Here is a 21,725-nt window from a genome sequence, read left to right as displayed (position 1 = left end):
CCTACTGTCTGATATGTTTATATAAGTGAGTACTCGTTTATTTTCCTAGCTGTTTCGTTGTTACAAAATTATTGGATATATGCCTACTTGAAAAACAACTACACTTCTTTTCTATTTCATTAATATTTTGAATTATATTTTCAAAAATTTAAACATTAACTTATTGAACTTCAAATATTAATTTAAAATTTTTTCATACAAAGCATTTTAATAAATTCCACAAATGATCAAACGCCATAAAACCCTTGATTTTTAGCGACATATAGCATATATAAATTTCTGTTTCGTGAATATATAGATTTTACAATTTTACGAACTATTTTATGTAAGCGTATACATTTCAGAATATTCGTGCTATTATCTTATCAACTTAAACAAATGTTTAATTTGTAAACTTAAGTTTAATTTTGCATAAAGGAGGTTGCCATATGAATAAAAATGAACAGGAAGTTTTAAAGCGTATTCAAGAAAATCCATTCATTTCACAACAAGAATTAGCACAGTCTATTGGATTATCTCGGCCAGCAGTTGCAAATATTATATCTGGACTTATCCGCAAAGAATATGTTTTAGGGAAAGCGTATGTTTTAAATGAAGATTATCCAATTGTCTGCATTGGTGCTGCGAACTTAGACAGAAAATTTTATGTTCATAACGATTTACAATTAGAAACGTCTAATCCTGTTACTTCAACGAGATCTATAGGTGGGGTTGCACGCAATATAGCAGAGAATTTAGGGCGTATGGGCGAAACAGTTGCATTTTTATCTGTGAGTGGTAATGACAGCGAATGGGATATGATTTATAAATTATCAACCCCATTCATGAACTTAGACCACGTTCAACAAATAGAAAACGCAAACACTGGTTCCTATACAGCATTAATCAATAACGACGGTAATATGGAATACGGTTTAGCAGATATGGAGGTCTATGATTATATTACTCCAGAATTTTTAATTAAACGTACACATTTATTAATAAAAGCAAAATGTATCATCGCAGACCTCAACATTTCAAAAAGTGCAATGGATTTTTTATGTGCTTATTCAGAAAAGCATAGCATTAAATTAATAGTTATTCCCGTTTCATCTCCAAAAATGAAAAACATGCCTGATTCATTACATGCTATCGATTGGCTTATTATTAATAGAGATGAAACCGAAACTTATTTAAATATGACTATACAAAACACTGATGATTTGCGTATAGCTGCACAAAAATGGAATAAGTTAGGCGTTTCAAATGTTGTGATTACAAATGGTGTAAAAGAACTTATTTTTAGAAATAGTAACGAAGAAGTAATTAAACCTGTGATACCTTCACAACATGTCGTAGACGTAACAGGAGCTGGTGATGCTTTCTCTAGTGCAGTCATTTTTAGTTGGTTAAATGAACTAGACACTGAAAGCATACTGACAACAGGCATGATGAATGCTCGAAAAACAATTGAAACTGAATACACCGTGAGGCAAAACTTAGATAAGAAACAATTATTTAGAGATTTGGAGGACTATAAAAATGAAGCAATATATTGAATTTTCTAAAGAAGTAGCACAAGCTAAAGCAGATAAAAAACCCATCGTAGCACTAGAATCAACAATCATTTCACATGGTATGCCTTACCCACAAAATGTGCAAATGGCTACGGCTGTTGAAAATATCATACGTGATTATGGTGCAATTCCAGCAACCATTGCATTAATTGATGGAAAAATCAAAATTGGACTGGAAAATGATGAACTAGAATTACTCGCTAAAAGTGATAATGTCGCAAAAGTTTCACGTCGTGATTTTGCAGAAGTAATCGCTACTAAACAGATTGGTGCAACTACAGTTGCATCAACAATGATGAGTGCAGAATTAGCAGAAATTCAATTCTTTGTAACTGGTGGTATTGGTGGTGTACATAAAGGTGCCGAAAACACAATGGATATCTCAGCGGACTTAGAAGAGTTAGGTAAAACAAATGTAACAGTAATATGTGCTGGCGCTAAATCTATACTAGACTTACCAAAAACAATGGAATATCTTGAAACAAAAGGCGTACCCGTAATAGGTTACCAAACAGATGAATTACCAGCATTTTTCACACGACAAAGCGGTATTAAACTAAACAGTTTTTCTGAAACTCCAGATGATATCGCACATATTTGTAAAGTTAAAAATGATTTGAATATTGAAGGTGGCGTTGTTATCGCTAACCCAGTTCCTAAAGAACATGAATTACCTAAATCATATATTGACGGTATTATTGAAGAAGCAGTTAAAGAAGCAGAAACGCAAGGTATTAATGGAAAAGATTCTACGCCATTTTTACTTGGTAAAATTGTCGAAAAATCTGAAGGCAAGAGTTTAAATACAAATATCAAACTAGTTGAGAACAATGCGGTACTTGGCGCAAAAATTGCAGTTGCTTTCAATACATTGTAGGTGATACTTATGTCAATCATATTTGCCGTTACTGGTATATTTTTTGCATTATTCATCGCTTTTTTATTTAGCTATAACAGAAAGGCGATTGATTTCAAAAAACCAGTCATTATGTTAATCGTTCAAATCATCATTGTAGTATTCATGATGAATACGACTATTGGTTTAACGATATTAACCACATTAGGTTCATTTTTTGAAGAATTAATCAATATTAGTAAAGCTGGTATCGAGTTTGTTTTTGGTGGTTTACAAAACAAAGGTGCTTCAACGTTTTTTATTACCGTTTTACTACCTTTAGTATTTATCTCTGTATTAATCGGTGTGTTAAACTATTTTAAAATTCTTCCGTTTATCATTAAATATGTTGGTATTATTATCAATAAAATCACACGTATGGGCCGTCTCGAAAGTTACTTTGCAATCTCAACGTCAATGTTAGGACAGCCAGAAGTTTATTTAACTATTAAAGAAATGATTCCTAAATTATCTAAAGAGAAATTATATACGATTACTACTTCTGGTATGAGTGCTGTTAGTATGGCTATGTTAGGTTCTTATATGCAAATGATCGAACCTAAATATGTAGTTACTGCCGTTATGCTCAATATTTTCAGTGCTTTAATTATCGCAAGTGTCATCAATCCATATCAATCAGATGATAGTGACGTGGAAATTTCCAACTCATCCACAGCTAAAAGCAATTCAAATAGTGATGAAACAAAGTCGAAAAATGTTCCATTTTTCCAAATGATTGGCGATAGTGCTACGGACGGCTTTAAAATTGCCGTAAGTGTCGCCATTATGCTCCTTGCATTCATCTCTTTGATGGAAGCAGTCACAGTATTATTTAATTTTGTCGGTTTAGATTTCAAACAATTAATCGGTTTTATTTTTGCACCGATTGCTTTCATCATAGGTGTACCTTGGAACGAAGCAGTTCAAGCTGGATCACTCATGGCAACTAAATTAATCACTAACGAATTTGTTGCTATGTTAGACTATCAAAAATTAGCTGGAGATTTAACACTACGTACACAAGGTATCATTTCTGTATATCTCGTTAGTTTTGCTAATTTTGGTACTGTAGGCATTATCGTTGGTGCTATCAAAGGATTTAGTGATGTACAAGGCAATAAGGTGGCTTCGTTTGCCCTACGCTTGCTACTAGGTTCAACACTTGCTTCAATTATTTCAGCATCAATCGTTGGTTTAGTATTATAGTCTTTAAAAAATGACTACATAAATCCAAATAACTTTAAATGATATTGTAATCTATAGCTAGCATTGAATAATAAAAGGCTGAGACAATTCAATTTGTCTCAGCCTTTTACATTATTTATTAGTTAAAGAAACCTAAGATGAAGTCCGCGCCTTTAGCTAATGCGTCAGCAATGCTAGTTCCCATTGTTACCCAGTCAGCACTTAAACCTGCTTTTACAGCTTCACTGATTGCGTTTACGAAATCAGACATTTAACACACCTCATTTCTCAATATATGATTTGTTAAAGGTTGATTACCTTTAACTAAATTATAATAATAAATATTAATATTGTTGTAAATATTTCCTAATTTGTATGTTTTTGTGCCTAAGTGTTATTACAATACTTAATTTTTACAATTAATGTTTCCTAGTTGTCATTCAGTGATAAAGTTTTATATTATTTTTATAATGACAGAAATAATGCATCTGGGACATAAATCCTAAAAAAATAGCACTCAGATGATTTAATTCAATTCATCTGAGTGCTTCCTTTTTATTCAATACTTCGTATTGTTGGTTCGCTTTCTTAAGGGACGACTTCATCCTATAGTCTTCAGCTTGTCCTGTTACCTCAAGCGTTTCGCCAAAACACAACGTATTCAAATATCTTTATGACAAATGCCTTTCTAATCGCTGAACTTTATCTTGATCTAATGTGTCGAATATTTCATTATCTACAATTACTTCAACATGAGGATGTTGATGTAATAAAGATGCAGGTAACGTTTCGGAAATTTCTCCCTCTATTAATTGTGAGACGGCTTCTTTTTTATTTCTGCCCATCGCTAACAAAATAATACGTTTCGCACGCATAATAGATGCCAGTCCCATAGAAATTGCTTGCTTAGGAACATCGTCTATTGAATCAAAATAACGACTATTTGCATTAATCGTTGAAGAAGATAAATCTACAACTCTTGTAATACTTTCAAACGACGAACCAGGCTCATTAAATCCTATATGCCCGTTTTCACCTATACCTAAAATTTGTATATCTGTAGGTCCTTTATCTTTTAAATATTGTTCATACATTAAGCATTCTTGTTCTAAATTATTGGTATCTCCTTGTGGTATAAATATATTTTCTTTATGCCACGTTTGATGATGTTTAAATAACTGTCGATACATATATGCGTGATAACTTTGTTCATTGTCTGCGCTTAAACCCACATATTCATCCAAATTAAATGTCACTATTTGATCTAGTTGCAAATGATTATGATTAATCAATGTTTTTAAATACTTGTAAACATCTGTCATAGTATTTCCTGTAGCAAGACCTAATACTGAATCCGGTTTCATTTTTATTTGTTTTAACAGTTCAGTCGCAACATATTGACTTGCAAGCTGTCTATTCTCTAAATTTAAAATATACATATACTCACCAATCACTTTCTAATTTCTGTATATTACCTTTGTTTAATGATAAATTGAAAATTTTTTTATTACGCTTGTTCACTGTCTAGTAACTCTTCTACTTCATTTTTTATCGTTGTGACATGTGGTCCATAAACAATTTGTACACCATTACCTTTTTGTATGATACCTCTAGCTTCGGTAGAATTCAGCAGTTGCTTATTGACTGGGGCGTCTGACTTTAATGTCACTCTTAGCCTTGTAGCACAACAATCGACAATTTCTATATTTTCTTTACCACCTAAACCCTCGATAATTGTTTTAGCACGTTCTGTCGTTTCAACAGTTTCTGTAGTTGTTTCCGCTTCTCTACCAGGTGTTTTAAAGTTGAATTTGTTAATTAAAAATCTGAAAATAATATAATATAAAATAAACCAAACGATGCCAATCGGTATTACCCATAAAAAGTTCGTCTTAGCATTACCTTGCAAAACGCCGAATAATAAAAAGTCTATAAAGCCACCACTGAATGTTTGACCTATCGTAATATTAAATACGTCTGCCATCATAAACGCTAAACCATCTAAAAATGCATGTATCACATATAAAATTGGTGCAACAAATAAAAAACTGAACTCTAACGGTTCTGTAATACCTGTTAAAAATGAAGTTAATGCTGCAGATAACATTAGCCCACCAACAACTTTTTTATGTTGTGGTTTCGCAGTATGATAAATTGCTAAAGCTGCACCACATAGTCCAAACATCATAGTAATAAAACGACCTGACATATAACGCGAAACACCTGAATAGTATTTCGTTACGTCTGGATCACCAAGTTGAGCAAAGAAAATATTTTGAGTGCCTTGAACAAGATGACCCTTAACTTCTAACGAGCCACCTAATGCAGTTTGCCAAAACGGTAAATAGAAAATGTGATGTAAACCAAATGGCCCCAATAGCCTTAATATAAATCCAAAGAAAAAAGTACCAATGACACCAGTTTTATCTACGATACCTCCTACACCAAATATCCACCCCTGTACTGTTGGCCAAATAAAGAACATGATAACCCCGAGTATGATTCCAGAGATTGCTGTAATAATTGGAACAAAACGAGATCCTCCAAAAAATCCTAAATATGATGGAAGAGAAATCTTGTGATATTTATTATGTAAAAGCGCCGTCATAACTCCTGTGATAATCCCACCAAACACGCCCGTTTCTACTGTTTGAATTCCTAGAACCATACTTTGTCCTTTTTCTGCTAAATTGCCTTTTGCTAACGTATCTGTAATGATTAGCAATCCATTCATCGAAGCATTAATAATAAGGAATCCTAGCAATGCTGCTAATCCTGCAGTACCTTTATCACTTCTAGCTAATCCAATTGCAACACCTATGGCAAAAATTACTGGTAAATTTTGAAATACAATATTACCAGCTGATGACATAAGAACAAATATATTTTGCAATAAGTTAATATCCAACACAGGATATGCTTTGATTGTATTCGGATTACTTAATGCGCCACCGATTCCCAACAACAATCCAGCTGCCGGTAATATAGCGATAGGTAACATAAATGATTTACCAAATTGTTGTGCCTTTTCAAACAATTTACTCATAGTCATTAACCTCCTAATTATCATAAATATACAATCAAAGAAAATATTAATCAATATAAAATACCATTATGAAAAACTTTTTCATAATGGTGATATATGTCTTCTTTTTTAATGAAAAAAACTCACAAAGCACGTTACTTTGTGAGTTTCTTTATTTATTCAATTAAGATATGTGTTAAAAAATATCCCCTAATGTTCCTGCCATAATTGCTTTAATTGAATGTAATCTATTTTCCGCTTGCTCAAATATAACAGCATGTTCACCTTTAAATACATCATCTGTTATCTCCATTTCAGTTAAACCATGAGTCTTATAGATTTGTTGTCCCACCTTTGTATGCACATCATGGAAGGCGGGCAAACAATGTAATACAATAACATCTGGATTCATTGTATTGACAAGCATAGCTTCATTAATTTGATATGGAAGTAATTTTTCAATACGTTGTGTTTGAACTGATTCATCTTCTCCCATTGAAAACCAGACATCTGTATATATTGCATCTGCTTTATAAACTGCTTGTTGAATATTATCTGTGATTAAAATATTACTGTGCGATTGTGTTGCATAATTTTTAGCAAGTTGCTGAATATCTTGATCAGGCTGTAGCGATTGAGGGGCTGCAATATGAATATTCATACCTAATATTGCGCCGGTAACCAATAAATCATGTGCTACGTTATTTCTTGCATCACCAACATAAGTCAATGTTTTGCCTTGTAATGTGCCTAGGTGTTCTTTTAAAGTATAAAAATCTGCAATCATTTGAGTAGGATGCCATTCGTTTGTTAAACCATTCCATACTGGAACTTCGGCATGTTGCGCTATACTTTCCACATCTTTTTGATAAAAACCTCTAAATTCAATACCATCATACATACTCCCTAATACTTTTGCTGTATCTTCTGTCGATTCTTTGACACCTAGATGAATTTCACCTTGACCAAAATAATCTGGAAAGGCACCTAAATCGTTTGCTGCTACACTGAATGCTGAACGTGTTCTTGTAGATGGTTTTTCAAATAATAAAGCAATATTCTTACCTTTAAGATAAGGGTGAGGAATGCCTCGCTTTTTCTTTTCTTTTAATTCTCCGGTAAAGTCAATCAAAGTGACTAGTTCATCTGCAGTAAAGTCACTCGTTTTCAAAAAGCTCTTACCTTTTAACAATGCTAGTTTTTTTAAATCTGTTGTGTACGCCCCAATTTCATCACTCCAATATATTTATAAGATTTATATACATATTAAACTTAAATAGAGTTATTTTCAAGTATAAATATACTATTTATTGTATATTTTTAAATCATTTAATTATTTTACTAGTTTTGAAGTATAACCTACGCTAAATGTATATTTCCATACAATCACGATCTTATTTGCAACAGTCAAGCAAGTAAGATGTCTGACAATAAACACCGTGGCAATGATTTAACTAAGTTGTGCTTTCCTACACAATATTTTAATAATATATAGTAAATTGAACATGTAACCACTAGCTCATGGAGGTGAACATACATGTTAGATTTACTATTTGCCACTATTAAGCAAATTGCTGCTCATTTTGTTTCAGGTGGTTTCCAAGAAAAATAATTATATTTATCCCACGTCATCTCAAAATCATTGCATAATCATCCCTTAAAATGAATACAAAAACGGGCAAACAATATCAAAACCCCTCATTTTGAAACTGTTCGCCCGTTTACTATTATTTATTAATCGTTAGCTGAAGCTATTAAAAAATCATCCATTAAGCCATATCCTAACTTTTTTATAGCTACTATAATAGATTATTTACTGTATGATGCAAAATTTTTAGACTTTCTACGTTCCCTTTCCTCAGGTGTCTTTAAGAAACGTGTCATAATTGCACTAGCAACATATAATCCAAATATTAAGTACATCATGCCTTTAACACCAATACTATCATAAAACAATGCCACTAACCCTGGTCCTGCAAATACACAAAGACCAGCTCCTAAATTTAATATTGCCATTGCTGGTCCTTTATCACCATCATGAACTAAAGAAGGGACAAGTGCAGAAATAGGGACAAAGCCTGCTAAACACATCCCCCATAGAAATCCTACCGTACCCACAATAAAAACATTACCTGTAAATAACTCTGGCACAAAATATAGTCCTAACGTAAATATCGCACATCCAACACCACCAATATAAGAAATCGTATTTTTCCAGCCAATTTTATCGCTCAACGCACCAAATATTAGATTGAATATAATATTAGCAATAAAAATTGTTCCCCAAATATTTAACCAAGTTGTAGTAGCAATACCTTTGGAAGCTAAATAAATCGGCAGAAATAATGGAAAAGCATATTGTGCCGCCTGGTTTATGATTCTAACAACACAGGCCACTGCCACACGCGGTTCCCTTTTTAGTATCGTTATACCTGCAAGTACCTCACTAAAGTGTTCTTTAAATCCGTGCCCTTTTTCTTCAATCATAAACTGGTCTCTATTTACAAATACTGCTAAAAATGTTCCTATTAACACCCAAATAATCGCTGTCCACAATGTAAAGAAGTGTCCAAATAGTTGAATCGCAAAAGAAGAATAAAATGATCCTAGGACACTAAGCCCTCCTGTAAACACAAACCAAAACCATCCTACTGCAGCACCTAAACGCTTTTGCGGAGAACGATAAGCAACCCAAACCAAAAAAGAATAAGCAAACAAAGGGTAGCCAAACCCTCTTATTGCATATGACGGAATCATGATATTATAGTTCATCGTTGGGATTGCCAAACCAACAAATATTGCATGACCGATGATATATAACCCTGTTCCTAACAGCATCACTTTTCTTGGACCGATAATTTCTACCAAGACACCTGATAACCAAGAACCAATAGCTATCGTTACACCATAGCAAGTGGTCAAAATCGCAGTTTGTTGCACGGATAGACCATGATCATGTAAATAAGGACTAATCCATGCTAGCTCTAAACCGTCTCCCATCATAAATATTAATACACCAACATATCCCCAAAATAACGTTGAAGGCATTCCCATTTTAGTTAATTTATCACTCATATTACGCACCCCTTATAAATCAATCGTTGATATTAAGATTAATTTAAATATTTTCTTGCAATTTTTGCAATCACTTTTGTAAACGCTTTCAAATATTATCATTATATTATTATATTTTTTCTAATAACGCAAATTTATTTTCATTTATTTTCGTTTTAAGATATAAATAAGTAAAACCGAAAATACAGCTTATTAAAATCAACGAAAAATATTTGTATACGATTTAAATTGTTTATATGAAAAATTCATTTTTTATACATGATTGAAAATTTATTTGTAAACGTTTACAATGAGAGTTATTTAAACATCATATGACTAGATGATTATTAAATTTTTATGAGGGAGTTTTATATAAAATGATGTTATTAGTCGCTTTCAGTGCAGTAATCGTACCTTTTTTATTTCTTGTACTCTTACGTATGTCAGCTTTAAAAGGGATGATTATTAGCGCTATCGTTGTAACAGTTTTAGGGATTTTTGTATGGGGGATGCAAGGTAATGTCGTTATAGCTTCAATACTTCAAGGTACGCACAAAACATTAACGATACTTTATATTTTATTCGGTGCGCTCGTGTTACTTAATACATTACGCCAAACGGGTGCAGTAAACCGTATCAATGCAGGATTTAAGAAAATTACACCAGATATGCGTGTCCAAGTCATCATTGTCGCTTTCTTATTTGGTTCACTTATTGAAGGCGCTTCAGGATTTGGTACACCAGCAATGGTTACAGCACCTTTACTAGTTGCTTTAGGTTTTAGACCTATGATAGCTGTTGTTACAGCTTTAATTGCCGATAGTATTGCAGTGTCTTTCGGAGCAGTGGGCACGCCAGTTATTGTTGGATTAAGTACTTTAAAAGAAGCAAATCAATCCTTTTTCCATTCGACAGCTGAGCAAATAACTATATTAGATTTATTGAGTGGTATTTTCATACCTATCATCGTTATCTCTACGATGATTATTTTCTTTGGGAAAAATAAAAAGTTAAAATCTATTATTGAAATGCTACCATGGCTAGCATTAATAGGAATTGTATATGCAGTATCTGCCTTTGTATATGCACATGTTTTCGGCGCAGAATTTGTTGCTATATTAGGCTCATTAACTGGTTTAGTAGTTGCCGTCTTAACTGCAAGTAAGGGTTGGTTGTTACCTAAAACAGTGTGGACAGATGGCTTAGATAAAACATACGAGGCAGATAGTACAGAACATTCTATGAGTTTACTAACTGCTTGGGCACCTTATGTAATGGTTGTTATCTTACTTTTATTAACGAGAACGGTTCCAAGTGTTGAATATTTCACCACACATGTTCTTGATTTTTCTTGGAATAATATTTTAAATTTCTCTGAAATATCATCTGAATGGCAATTTCTTTATTCACCTGGGACAATTTTATTATTATCAGCAATTTTCGCCATTATAATTCAAAGAAAATCTATTAAGGATTTAGGTAATGCAAGTATCACATCCTTATCAACAATAAAAATTACTGGTATTACACTAATTGCCACACTCGCAATGGTGCATGTTTTTATCAACTCAGGTATCAATGCGCATGATTTAATAAGTATGCCAGAATATATCGCCAAAAATATGGCTAATACTTTAGGTCCTGTATGGCTATTCGTTGCACCATTCTTAGGTGCTTTAGGTTCGTTTATTACAGGTAGTGCTACTGTATCAACATTGACTTTCTCACCTATTCAATTAAACATTGCTAACTCTATTGGTGCAGATCCATTTATTGTATTAGCTGCACAAATCATTGGTGCAGCTGCCGGTAACATGATCTGTGTGCATAATGTGGTCGCAGTTTGTGCGGTAGTTAATATGCCTGGTAAAGAAGGTAGTGTCATAAGAAAAACATTAGGCCCTGCACTTCTGTATTGTATTCTAGTTGGGATTAGCGCGTATATTATCTCATTATTTTTCGCTTAGTCTATGCAAGTCTGAGATACAAATATCTTGAACTTAAAAATGAAGTGAGATATTCATATTTAATTGATTTAAAATTACTTCTTCATCGCACGGCGATAAGAAAAAAAGCTGAGACAAATTGAATTGTCTCAGCCTTTTTATGAAGTTTTATAAATCACCAACGCTATATAACTATTTTAAATAGAACATATTGTTACTTAATGCGTATTATTTCATATAAAATTCTTATTATTATCATATTGATTATTATTTTGATAAAGTACAAGTAAATTATTTCTTATATTTATATGATAAACATGAGGATTAGGTGGGGTTTGTTTATGAAAATTGAAAACATTAAATTATTCACTTCAGAATTTGAAAAGACATTCCAATTTTATGAAGAAATTTTAGAATGTCCAGTTTGGATGATTGGCCAAGAGGCTTTTACAGTTAAAATTGGAGAGACGCATCTGTGTTTTCAACAAGCAAACGACGATGTCCAACCATTTTATCATTTTGCGATTGACATTCCATACAACCATTTCAACGACATGAAACAACATTATCAAAATATTTTATTTCTATTGATGGAGGATGGTCAGCATACGACGTATTTCGAATCTTTTGTTGCACATTCATTTTACTTTCAAGATCCTTCAGGAAACGTCGTGGAACTCATTGCACGCATTTCTAATATAACTGATGAACCTGAATTTTCAAGAATTAGTGAGATTGGATTCGTATGTAATGAAACGAAGGAAGTCTTTGAAGCATTGTCGAAATTTCATTTAAATACATATGAAAAGCAACCCTTTGCACCACATGATTTAAACTTTATCGGCGATCATTATGATGACAGTTTTATTTTACTGACACCGGAAGATAATAAATGGCTGTTCTCTGACCAGTTTTCCGAATCCCATCCCATGTGCATTCAAACAAATGAATTTAAGTTAAGCATGGATAACCAATCTCAATGGCACTTAAATAAACTTTAAATCTAAAAATAATGAGCACACAATATCAATTTAGCAAGTTTTGATACTGTGTGCTCATTTTTTATTAATACCGTCTTATAACGTCATATTCTAAGTTTATCGTATATTTTGATTTTAACAGTTTTACAATCAAATTTACTCTTTAACTTGTGACTTGTCACTGACAAATTTCTTTAAAGTTTTATTTAAACCATCTTTCGCTTCTTGGTCATAACCATAACTACCATCTTCATTTTGTGTGATGTGCTTATCTAATATAAATCTGCCTTTATGAATAGTATCTGCACCTAGTTCTTTAATAACTGGATCAAGACTATATTGGATTGCTAGCACATGTGCAAACGTGCCTCCTAAGGCTAATGGTAGTACCGTTTTACCTGTAAATGCCCCTCGTGGTAACAAGTCTAAATACGTTTTCACGATACCTGAGTAGGCAGCTTTAAATACTGGAGATACTATAATAACACCATCCGCATCTTCAATCGTTTTGTGCGTAGCATTTATCGATTCATTAGAAAAATCTGCAGTAATTAAAGCCTCAGCATCTAATTGATGTACGTGGATGACATTTGTCTCGATGCCCTCAGCATTCAAATACGATTCCGCGTAATCTATAATACCTGTGAGTCTTGATTTTAGTTTATTGCCTCCAGCAATAATTGCTACTTTTGCCAAAATGATAATCCCCTTTCTATATAAAATTTTTCATATATACCTTCGACATTTACACGCTTATCTATTAATAAATATATGAAAAAATAGAATCCATTGGAAACAAATTCCACTTCTTTAGCGTATCATCAAATATAGGTAAAATCATAGGAAATGATTTGAATTATCGCAATTATTATTGTATCAATAAGTTTATATATTAAATTTATGACATTGATTAGGCATTTCCTTGGAAATAATTATATTGTCATTTAGCACTTTATATTGATTATTATCTAAACCCATTGATAACTTATCACTTATGTTATTGCTTCAAAAGCTATGACCTTTAATTCTCCTGTTGATGCATTTTTTTAATTTCTTAACACATTATTAATTCTAAACATCATACACGGTTGAGTGTAATAGTACAAAATCAGTTTTTTGTTTCAACTCTAAAAAACTTTACAATATAAATAATTTTATTATATTCTTTTTTTAAAAATCGTTTCGCTTTAAAAACCTTTTTTTCTAGATGTATACTTAATTTAGACATACAAAGGAGTGATACACAATGAGTACATTTTCTAATAAAGAAAAAGTACAAATCTTATCAGATATTGTAGCGATTGAAACAGTAAATGATAATGAGCTTGAAGTTTGTAATTATTTACAGAAACTATTTTCTAACTACGGAATTGAATCAAAAATTCAAAAAATTGATGAAAGACGTGCTAACCTCATTGCTGAAATCGGTGAAGGCAAGCCGGTAATCGGTATTTCAGGTCATATGGACGTTGTTTCTGCTGGTAATAAATCTCAATGGACATACGATCCATTTTCGCTTACTGAGGATGATGGATTTTTATATGGTCGTGGCGCAGCAGATATGAAGTCAGGACTTGCTGCGTTAGCAATTGCACTTATTGATATTAAATCTTCTCAAGCACTGCAACATGGTCGTATTAGATTTTTAGCAACTAGTGGTGAGGAAATGGAGCAACTTGGTTCTCAAACTTTGTACGAACAGGGTTATATGGATGACGTTGATGCATTACTTATAGCAGAACCTTGCCAAGATATCATGGTGTATGCACATAAAGGTTCAATGGATTATCGTATTACTTCCTACGGTAAATCAGCACATAGCTCTATGCCAGTAATGGGCACTAATGCCATAAAACCATTAATCTCATTTATACAAGATATTGATGACGCCTATGCTAGAATTTCAAAAGAAGTTCAGGGAAAAGCGCTAGATTTCACAAAATTCATTGAAAGAATTAAGCCATCATTGCCTGCAACAACAGCACTTGAAGACGTAGAATCTGCACTTCAAGGTTTAGTTATTAGCAATACATTAATTAACGGTGGGGTACAGGTGAACTCTGTTCCTGAAGAGGCAGATGCAGATTTTAATATTCGTACAATTCCAGAATATGATAATGAACAAGTAAAAACGTTATTCTCAAACACAATTCAAAACCATAATGATAAAGGTGCAAATTTATCAAGCGACCTATACTTAGACCTAGATCCAGTACTCACTACTGGTGATAACAGCTTAATTAATACTGCTCAGAACATAGCTCAATCTCTATTTGACAAGGACTTTATCGCTTCTCCAATCGGTGGCGTTACTGATGCTTCAAACTTATTAAAAAATAAAGATGAAACTTTCCCATTCTTAGTATTTGGTCCAGGTATTAAACCACATCAAATTGATGAATGTGTAGAAAAAGACATGTATTTAAAATTCATTGATTTTTACAGTGAACTTTTAACAACTTATTCTAAAAAGCTTTAGTTTTAATTAAATTAACTTCAGCCATTTAAAAAAGCTCAGACACACTATGTTCTGAGCTTTTTTTTATAACATCGTGATAAGGTAAACGTGTGTACATACTGTTAAAACCTTGTCCTGACAATAGTGGAACAAAACAACACATTTAAAAATTTGTTATTTACGCTTTTGTACATTGCTACTTGCAAATTGTAGTACCTACATTGTGACCATGTTGCAATTTTTGAATAATGTGCGCTTCATTTCCTGCTGCAATAACTACTTTTTGACATCCCTTTTCTATTGCTTTAACAGCATCTTGGACTTTAGGTATCATACCACCATATATTAATTTTTGTTCAATATATGTTTCGATGTTTTTCGCATTTAATGACGGTTGTACTTTTTCATTGATTAAAACACCCGGAATGTCGCTTAATAAATAAATTGGTGCATGTAAAGCTTGCGCAATTTTATACGCTAGCGTATCGGCATTAATATTATATACCTGGTGCGTCATTTGATTTACACCTATAGATGCGATGACTGGTAGAAAAGATTGTGTTAAAGTCGCGATAACGCTTGTATCTATATGAATAGGTTCGCCAACAAAACCATATTTTAAATCTAATGGTTTAATATCAAATAATTGCGCATCTATGCCATTCATGCCAATACTTTGAATACCAAATTGATTGATTTTATTGACTAAACTAGGATTCACTTGTCCAATTAATGTTTGAGTCGTAACAGAAAGTACTTCATGGGTAGTAACTCTCAAACCATCTTTAAATTCTGTTGCTACTTCTTGTAATTCCAAAGATTGATTTATAAAAGGCCCACCTCCGTGGACGATTAATGGTTTATAACCTTGCTTTTTTAATGCAACAATATCTTCAATTATCGAATCATGCATATTCGTTAAAGTGCTCCCGCCTATTTTAATTACAATGTAATCCATATCAAACACCTCTTAAGTTCTATACGACGCATTTATGCGCACGTATTCATATGATAAGTCGCAGCCATAAGCGGTAGCTTCCCCATCTCCATCACCTACAGTAGCTTCTATAATGATATTGTCTGCTTCCAATTGTTTTTTTAAATAAGCTTCATCAAATGCCACTGACATGCCTGCTTTAACCACATCAACTTGGCATAATGATACGTTTGTCGCATGAGGATTTATATGTTTTGATGCGTAACCCATCGCTGTTACAATTCTTCCAAAATTTGCATCTTCACCATGAATTGCTGTTTTAACTAAATTGGATGAAACAATACTTTTCGCCATTTTTCTTGCCTCATGGATATCTATTGCCCCTTTAACTCTAGCTGTCACCAATTTAGTCGCACCTTCGCCGTCTTTTGCAATCGACTGAGCCAAATAACGTGCAACATAATTGATGGCGTAAACAAATTTTTGCCATTCAGGATGATTTTCATCTAGCCAATGATGATTAACTTGACCATTTGCCATACATAGAACCATGTCATTCGTGCTAGAGTCACCATCTACGGTTATCATATTAAATGAGTGATCTGTAATTTGTTTTAAACATTCATTCAATGGCTCACTACCAACTTTTGCATCTGTCGTTATAAAACCAAGCATGGTTGCCATATTGGGATGTATCATCCCAGAGCCTTTTGCTGTACCACCTATTGTCACTATTTGGTTGTCTATATTTACTTTTACAGACACATGTTTCGTTGTCGTATCTGTCGTTAAAATCGATTGATTAAAATAGTCACTCTGGTTAAACGCATCGTGTAAAACATGATCGACGCCACGTTTCATTTTATCCATAGGCAAAAATGAGCCAATGACACCTGTCGAAGCAATACCAACATGATGTGGTTCTATGTTTAATCGTTCAGCCACCCAACTTTGTGTATCTTTCGCATCTTGTATACCTCTATCTCCAGTACATGAATTCGCATTTGCTGAATTAACTACAATTGCCTGCAATGTTTGATCGATGTTGATACTATCTTCAGTTACTTTAAGTGGTGCTGCTTTAAAACGATTAAGCGTATATACACCTGCTGCAGTCGCTTTTGTCGTAGAGTAAATCCATCCAAAGTCTTTTTTCTTTCTTCTTAGGCCAGCATGAAATCCACCAGCCATATACCCCAATGGCGATCCAACGTCACCATTGATATCTACAGTGATTTGATTGAATGTATCTATCGTTTCAATATCTTTCATCTCATCTCTCCTTTCGCATTTCATTAAGGATAAATTGGTAGCTGATTCAGACCAGTTGTCTCGTCTAAGTCATAAAGTAAATTTAAATTTTGGATTGCTTGACCACTCGCACCTTTAACTAAGTTATCTATAACTGATACGATAATAGCCCTTTGATTTTTTTCATCTACATACAGACCTATATCGCAAAAATTACTACCATACACTTCTTTTGTTTTGGGGTATTCTCCCAAGTCTCTAATTCTTATAAATGGTTTCTGTTCATAATTATTTTTATAAATACCATGTAAATGCTCTGCTGTCATATACTCGTTTAACTTCACATAAATTGTAGATAAAATACCTCTTGTCATCGGTATTAAATGTGGTGTGAACATCACATCGCACTTTGTCCCAGCAATATTAGATACATATTGTTCTATCTCTGGTTTATGTTTATGGTTTCCAATTGCATAGGCACTAAAATTTTCATTCATTTCAGCGTAATGGAGGTGTTGTGCTAATGCACGTCCTGCTCCTGAAACACCTGTTTTTGAATCAATAATAATTGAATGAACATCGATTGCATTTTGAGAAATCAGAGGATGTAACGCCAATAAAATAGAAGTGGGAAAACAACCAGGATTCGCTATCAACTTTGTGCGTTGTGAATCTATTTCACTCCACTCCGCAATACTATAAAGGGCCGAATCTAAAAAATCTTGTTCTGCTGCTGCTTCACCATAATATGTTTGATATAGGTTTCTATCTGTCAGTCTAAAATCTCCTGATAAATCAATCACTTTAACACCATTATTAATTAAATTTGGCACTAAATGTTTGCTGACATTTGAAGGTGTTGCAAAAAATATAACATCACAAGACGTCGCTTGTTCATTTAATTCAGTATAATTAAGTGCGATATGGTTTAAATGTGGAAATGTTTTACTGATTGGTTCATCAATCTTAGAATGCGAAAATACATATTTAATTATGACGTTAGGATGATGTTGTAATAAACGTATAAGTTCTACAGCACCATAACCACTTCCACCTACTATTCCAACTGTAATCATCTTCCTCATTCCTTTCTGAATATTCGGAATTTTTAATATGCTTTTTTATTTTTTTCAAGTACTTCTTTAATCACATCAGCAATTTGATTAATCTCATTTTCATTAATGACTAACGGTGGTGCAATTCTAATAACATTGCCCTGTGTTTCCTTACACAACACGCCTTTTTCTATCATTTCTAAACAATATGGCTGTGCTTGTTCTGTTAATTCAATACCAATAAATAACCCTCTCCCTCTGACATCATCAATAATTGGACTATCGATAAGTTGTAATTGATTCAACAGTGTTTGGCCTAACTCAGCTGAATGTTCAATTAAATTTTCATCTAATAAAACATCTATGGCTGCTATCGATACTGCACAAGCAAGTGGATTACCACCAAATGTAGAACCATGCGTGCCTGGTGTTAAAACATTCATGATTGTTTCATTTGCTAATATAGCTGAAATAGGGTAAAGTCCACCCCCCAATGATTTGCCTAGTAAATAAATATCAGGCTCTACGCCCTCCCATTCCATGGCAAACATCTTACCTGTCCTACCTAGTCCAACCTGGATTTCATCAGCAATGAATAAAATATTATGTTGATTACATAAATGACGTACTTCTTGAATAAAATAGTCTGGGGGGATATTCACGCCACCTTCACCTTGTATTGGCTCTAAAATAATGGCCGATGTATTATCATTAATCAATACTTTTAAATGTTCAATATCTCCAAATTCTATATAATTAATATTTTCTAACAATGGACCAAATCCTTTTTTGTAACTATCTTGTGCAGATAAAGATAAAGACCCTAACGTACGACCGTGAAAGTTACCATTCATAGCAATGATTTCACTTTCATTTTCTTTAATACCTTTGACATCAGCGCCCCATTTACGTGCAATTTTAATTGCTGTTTCCACAGCTTCAGTACCAGTATTCATGGGTAGCACTTTGTCTTTATTTGCTAATTTACAAATTTTTTCTTCCCATTGTCCCAAGTTATCACTATATAAGGCACGTGATACCATAGTTATTTGCTCACTTTGCGCTTGAAATGCTTCAATAATTTTCGGATGACAATGTCCTTGATTGACCACTGAAAAGCCAGCTATACAATCAATATAACGCTTACCTTCAACATCCCATACATGAGCACCTTTACCTTTTTTTAATGCTAATTTCAAGGGGCTATAATTATTTGAACTATATTGATCTGTTAATTCGAATAACGCATTCATTAAATACACCAACCTCATTATTATTCTAATATTTGTATTAATATTCATGAATATTACACTTTTAAATATAATAAGTCAAAGGTTTATTTAAATAATTTTTTATAAAAATATTTAAAAAGGCTTTAAAACAATCAAAAAGCATCTATCAAAATTATAAAAATTTCAATAGATGCACATAAATCATTGTATACAATTTGCATATCATCATTTAATATTTAAGATAATATCCGTACTTACCATTCAAATTATACATTCAGTCGTTTTAACAATTGTGGTAATTGTGTTATATCTTCAAGGATATAATCAGCGTTATTTTGCTTAAATATGTTTGTCGCTTTTTCAATATAAACCTCTCGTTCATTATTTGTTAATGCATCCCATTGTTGTTCATTCAATCCAACTATAGAACTTCCTTTAACAATCCCCACAGCTATCACACCAGCGTTATTGGCTTCTCGAATATCAGCTATTGTATCGCCGACTTTCACTACCTCTTTAACAGAGGTTAGTTTGAGGTGTTTCATATTCTCAAAAATCATGTATGGATAAGGTCTTCCGTAACCACTCACTTGTTCTGCAGTAACGATGCTATTGGGTTTATAGTCCTTTTGTGCCGCTTCAGGTATAACAATTTCCATCATTGCTTTAGTGTAACCTGTAGTAGAACCAATAAGGTATCCATCATCTTGTAAATTTTGAATCGTAGTGACAACATTGGGCAATGGATCTGTAAATGATTTCAGATTCTTCATTAGCATTTTTTCAAATTGAGCATATAAACGATCAATATCTTCTTCTGTTGGTACTTTTCCAAATTGATTTTGCCACTCCTTTTTGATTCGTGGCATTTCAGCCATTGCTTTGATGTGATCACGTTTTAACATCCCCATAGGTTCTCTAGCTTCTTCAATTGTAACTTTAATACCTTCATCTTTGAATATATCCACAAAGACATTAACTGGTGCAAAACAGCCAAAATCTATCGTAGTACCTGCCCAATCCATAATTATACCTTTTATTTTAGTCATTTATTTGATACTCCTTTGCGCATTAAAATTTTTAATATGTTGAATCATTACCTCAAAATCTTGTCGATATAAATCACCTATATTACCAACCCTAAATGATGGTACATCCATCAATTTCCCAGGATATAAAACAAAGTTATTTTTTTTCATATATTGATAAAAATCATCAAATTCAAAATTCGTATCTGGATATAAAAAAGTAGTAATAATCGGTGACTGGTATTCGTCATCGATATAAGGCTTAAAGCCTAACTGTTGCATAGATTGAATAATATATTGATTATTCGTTAAATACCTCTCATAGCGTGCTTCAACGCCACCTTCATTTTCTAGCTCTAAAATCGCTTGATGAAAAGCGGCAACTACATGAGTTGGAGATGTAAAACGCCATTTTCCACTATCTTTCATTACAATCCATTGATCATACAAATCAAGTGACACACTTCTTGCATTCCCCTTTGTTTTTTCAAAACTTTCTTTTTTGGCAATGACAAATCCAAAACCAGGTACACCTTGTATACATTTGTTGGCACTACTAACTAAAAAGTCTATTTGCAACTTTTCAACCTCAATCGGTACACCACCGAAGCTACTCATGGCATCTACAATAATCTTTTTGTTAAATTTTTTTGCCAATGTGCAAATGGATTCTATAGGATTTAAAATACCGGTAGTCGTTTCGCAATGCACAAAAGCAATATGAGTTATTGTCGGATTTTCTTCTAACACTTGCTGTATTTTCGCTAACGATGGTATGACGTCAAACGAAATGTTTAATTCTGTTAATTTTTTACCTGCGACATAAGCCATATCAATCATCCGTTTGCCATAAGCACCATTACTAATAATCAGCACATGATCTGTTGATAATATAGCCGTTTGGATGACACTTTCTACAACAAAACTCCCACTTCCTTGTTGCAAAATAGTTGTATAATTTTCAGCATTCACTTTAGCAATTTCAAGCAAACGTTGTCGGATACTTTGAGTAAGTTTTTTATAATCATCATCCCATGTACATCGGTCTAGTATCATTGTTTCTTTTACTGTATGTGTAGTAGTCAGTGGTCCTGGTGTTAATAATTTTAGTTGTTCCATTTAA

18 protein-coding genes are annotated in these 21,725 nt (G+C 33.0%); 6 read left to right on the top strand and 12 right to left on the bottom strand.

The genetic code is table 11. The annotated features are described in order from the left end of the window. The first annotated feature begins 428 nt into the window (after nt 1-428). The 3 genes from KA883_RS02735 to KA883_RS02725 are packed head-to-tail and all read left to right on the top strand — an operon-like array spanning nt 429 to nt 3,657. Nucleotides 429-1,538: a carbohydrate kinase gene (locus tag KA883_RS02735; protein WP_046206655.1), complete on the top strand. Its 1,110-nt coding sequence runs from the start codon at nt 429-431 to the stop codon at nt 1,536-1,538. Beyond that, complete coding sequence (locus tag KA883_RS02730; RefSeq protein ID WP_046206654.1) at nt 1,522-2,433, top strand: pseudouridine-5'-phosphate glycosidase; 912 nt, start codon at nt 1,522-1,524, stop codon at nt 2,431-2,433. Before KA883_RS02735 ends, KA883_RS02730 begins: the two co-directional genes overlap by 17 nt. Nucleotides 2,434-2,442: 9 nt before the next feature. Beyond that, complete coding sequence (locus tag KA883_RS02725; protein ID WP_046206653.1) at nt 2,443-3,657, top strand: NupC/NupG family nucleoside CNT transporter; 1,215 nt, start codon at nt 2,443-2,445, stop codon at nt 3,655-3,657. 118 nt (nt 3,658-3,775) lie between these two features. Here the strand turns inward: KA883_RS02725 and KA883_RS02720 are convergent, their stop codons facing one another. From KA883_RS02720 to KA883_RS02700, 5 genes are all read right to left on the bottom strand, one after another. Next, nucleotides 3,776-3,907 (bottom strand): beta-class phenol-soluble modulin, encoded by a 132-nt coding sequence (locus KA883_RS02720; protein WP_019469020.1) that lies wholly within the window; start codon nt 3,905-3,907, stop codon nt 3,776-3,778. A gap of 400 nt (nt 3,908-4,307) precedes the next feature. Continuing rightward, entirely contained in the window at nt 4,308-5,075 is a 768-nt protein-coding gene (gene nagB, locus KA883_RS02715) for a glucosamine-6-phosphate deaminase (protein WP_046206652.1), read from the bottom strand. A 68-nt stretch (nt 5,076-5,143) separates the two neighbouring features. Then, on the bottom strand, nt 5,144-6,682 hold the full coding sequence (locus tag KA883_RS02710) for a PTS transporter subunit EIIC (protein ID WP_046206651.1): 1,539 nt from the start codon (nt 6,680-6,682) through the stop codon (nt 5,144-5,146). Between the two features lie 175 nt (nt 6,683-6,857). Next, nucleotides 6,858-7,889 carry an ornithine carbamoyltransferase gene (gene argF, locus KA883_RS02705; protein WP_164987244.1) on the bottom strand — a complete coding sequence of 344 codons (1,032 nt, stop codon included), beginning with the start codon at nt 7,887-7,889 and terminating at the stop codon, nt 6,858-6,860. A 581-nt stretch (nt 7,890-8,470) separates the two neighbouring features. Next, nucleotides 8,471-9,736 carry an MFS transporter gene (locus KA883_RS02700; RefSeq protein ID WP_046206649.1) on the bottom strand — a complete coding sequence of 422 codons (1,266 nt, stop codon included), beginning with the start codon at nt 9,734-9,736 and terminating at the stop codon, nt 8,471-8,473. Nucleotides 9,737-10,092: 356 nt separating this feature from the next. Between KA883_RS02700 and KA883_RS02695 the strand changes: the two genes are divergently transcribed. Further along, a complete protein-coding gene (locus tag KA883_RS02695; RefSeq protein WP_210139850.1) occupies nt 10,093-11,682 on the top strand; it encodes an L-lactate permease in 1,590 nt (529 codons plus the stop codon). A gap of 320 nt (nt 11,683-12,002) precedes the next feature. Continuing rightward, nucleotides 12,003-12,662, top strand: coding sequence for a glyoxalase/bleomycin resistance/dioxygenase family protein (locus KA883_RS02690; protein WP_046206647.1), 660 nt, complete (start codon nt 12,003-12,005; stop codon nt 12,660-12,662). Between the two features lie 135 nt (nt 12,663-12,797). Here the strand turns inward: KA883_RS02690 and ssuE are convergent, their stop codons facing one another. Further along, nucleotides 12,798-13,337 (bottom strand): NADPH-dependent FMN reductase, encoded by a 540-nt coding sequence (ssuE, locus tag KA883_RS02685; protein ID WP_046206646.1) that lies wholly within the window; start codon nt 13,335-13,337, stop codon nt 12,798-12,800. A 550-nt stretch (nt 13,338-13,887) separates the two neighbouring features. On the opposite strand from ssuE, the gene KA883_RS02680 reads away from it, so the two are divergent. Next, the gene (locus KA883_RS02680; protein ID WP_046206645.1) at nt 13,888-15,120 is read left to right on the top strand and encodes an ArgE/DapE family deacylase; all 1,233 of its coding nucleotides are present in this window, start codon (nt 13,888-13,890) and stop codon (nt 15,118-15,120) included. A 175-nt stretch (nt 15,121-15,295) separates the two neighbouring features. Here the strand turns inward: KA883_RS02680 and argB are convergent, their stop codons facing one another. The 6 genes from argB to phnW all read right to left on the bottom strand — a co-directional run bounded on the left by argB (nt 15,296) and on the right by phnW (nt 21,721). Then, entirely contained in the window at nt 15,296-16,057 is a 762-nt protein-coding gene (gene argB / locus KA883_RS02675) for an acetylglutamate kinase (RefSeq protein ID WP_046206644.1), read from the bottom strand. A gap of 12 nt (nt 16,058-16,069) precedes the next feature. Then, nucleotides 16,070-17,308 carry a bifunctional glutamate N-acetyltransferase/amino-acid acetyltransferase ArgJ gene (gene argJ, locus KA883_RS02670; RefSeq protein ID WP_046206643.1) on the bottom strand — a complete coding sequence of 413 codons (1,239 nt, stop codon included), beginning with the start codon at nt 17,306-17,308 and terminating at the stop codon, nt 16,070-16,072. A 23-nt stretch (nt 17,309-17,331) separates the two neighbouring features. Then, complete coding sequence (gene argC / locus KA883_RS02665; protein WP_210139849.1) at nt 17,332-18,363, bottom strand: N-acetyl-gamma-glutamyl-phosphate reductase; 1,032 nt, start codon at nt 18,361-18,363, stop codon at nt 17,332-17,334. Nucleotides 18,364-18,395: 32 nt separating this feature from the next. Further along, nucleotides 18,396-19,595, bottom strand: coding sequence for an ornithine--oxo-acid transaminase (rocD, locus tag KA883_RS02660; RefSeq protein WP_210139848.1), 1,200 nt, complete (start codon nt 19,593-19,595; stop codon nt 18,396-18,398). 245 nt (nt 19,596-19,840) lie between these two features. Beyond that, a complete protein-coding gene (gene phnX, locus KA883_RS02655; RefSeq protein ID WP_046206640.1) occupies nt 19,841-20,623 on the bottom strand; it encodes a phosphonoacetaldehyde hydrolase in 783 nt (260 codons plus the stop codon). Then, nucleotides 20,624-21,721: a 2-aminoethylphosphonate--pyruvate transaminase gene (gene phnW / locus KA883_RS02650; protein ID WP_210139847.1), complete on the bottom strand. Its 1,098-nt coding sequence runs from the start codon at nt 21,719-21,721 to the stop codon at nt 20,624-20,626. Nucleotides 21,722-21,725 lie beyond the last annotated feature (4 nt).

The organism is Staphylococcus sp. GDY8P54P (assembly GCF_017892645.1).
GTDB lineage: Bacteria > Bacillota > Bacilli > Staphylococcales > Staphylococcaceae > Staphylococcus > Staphylococcus ureilyticus.
This window is presented reverse-complemented; position numbering and strand designations above follow the sequence as displayed.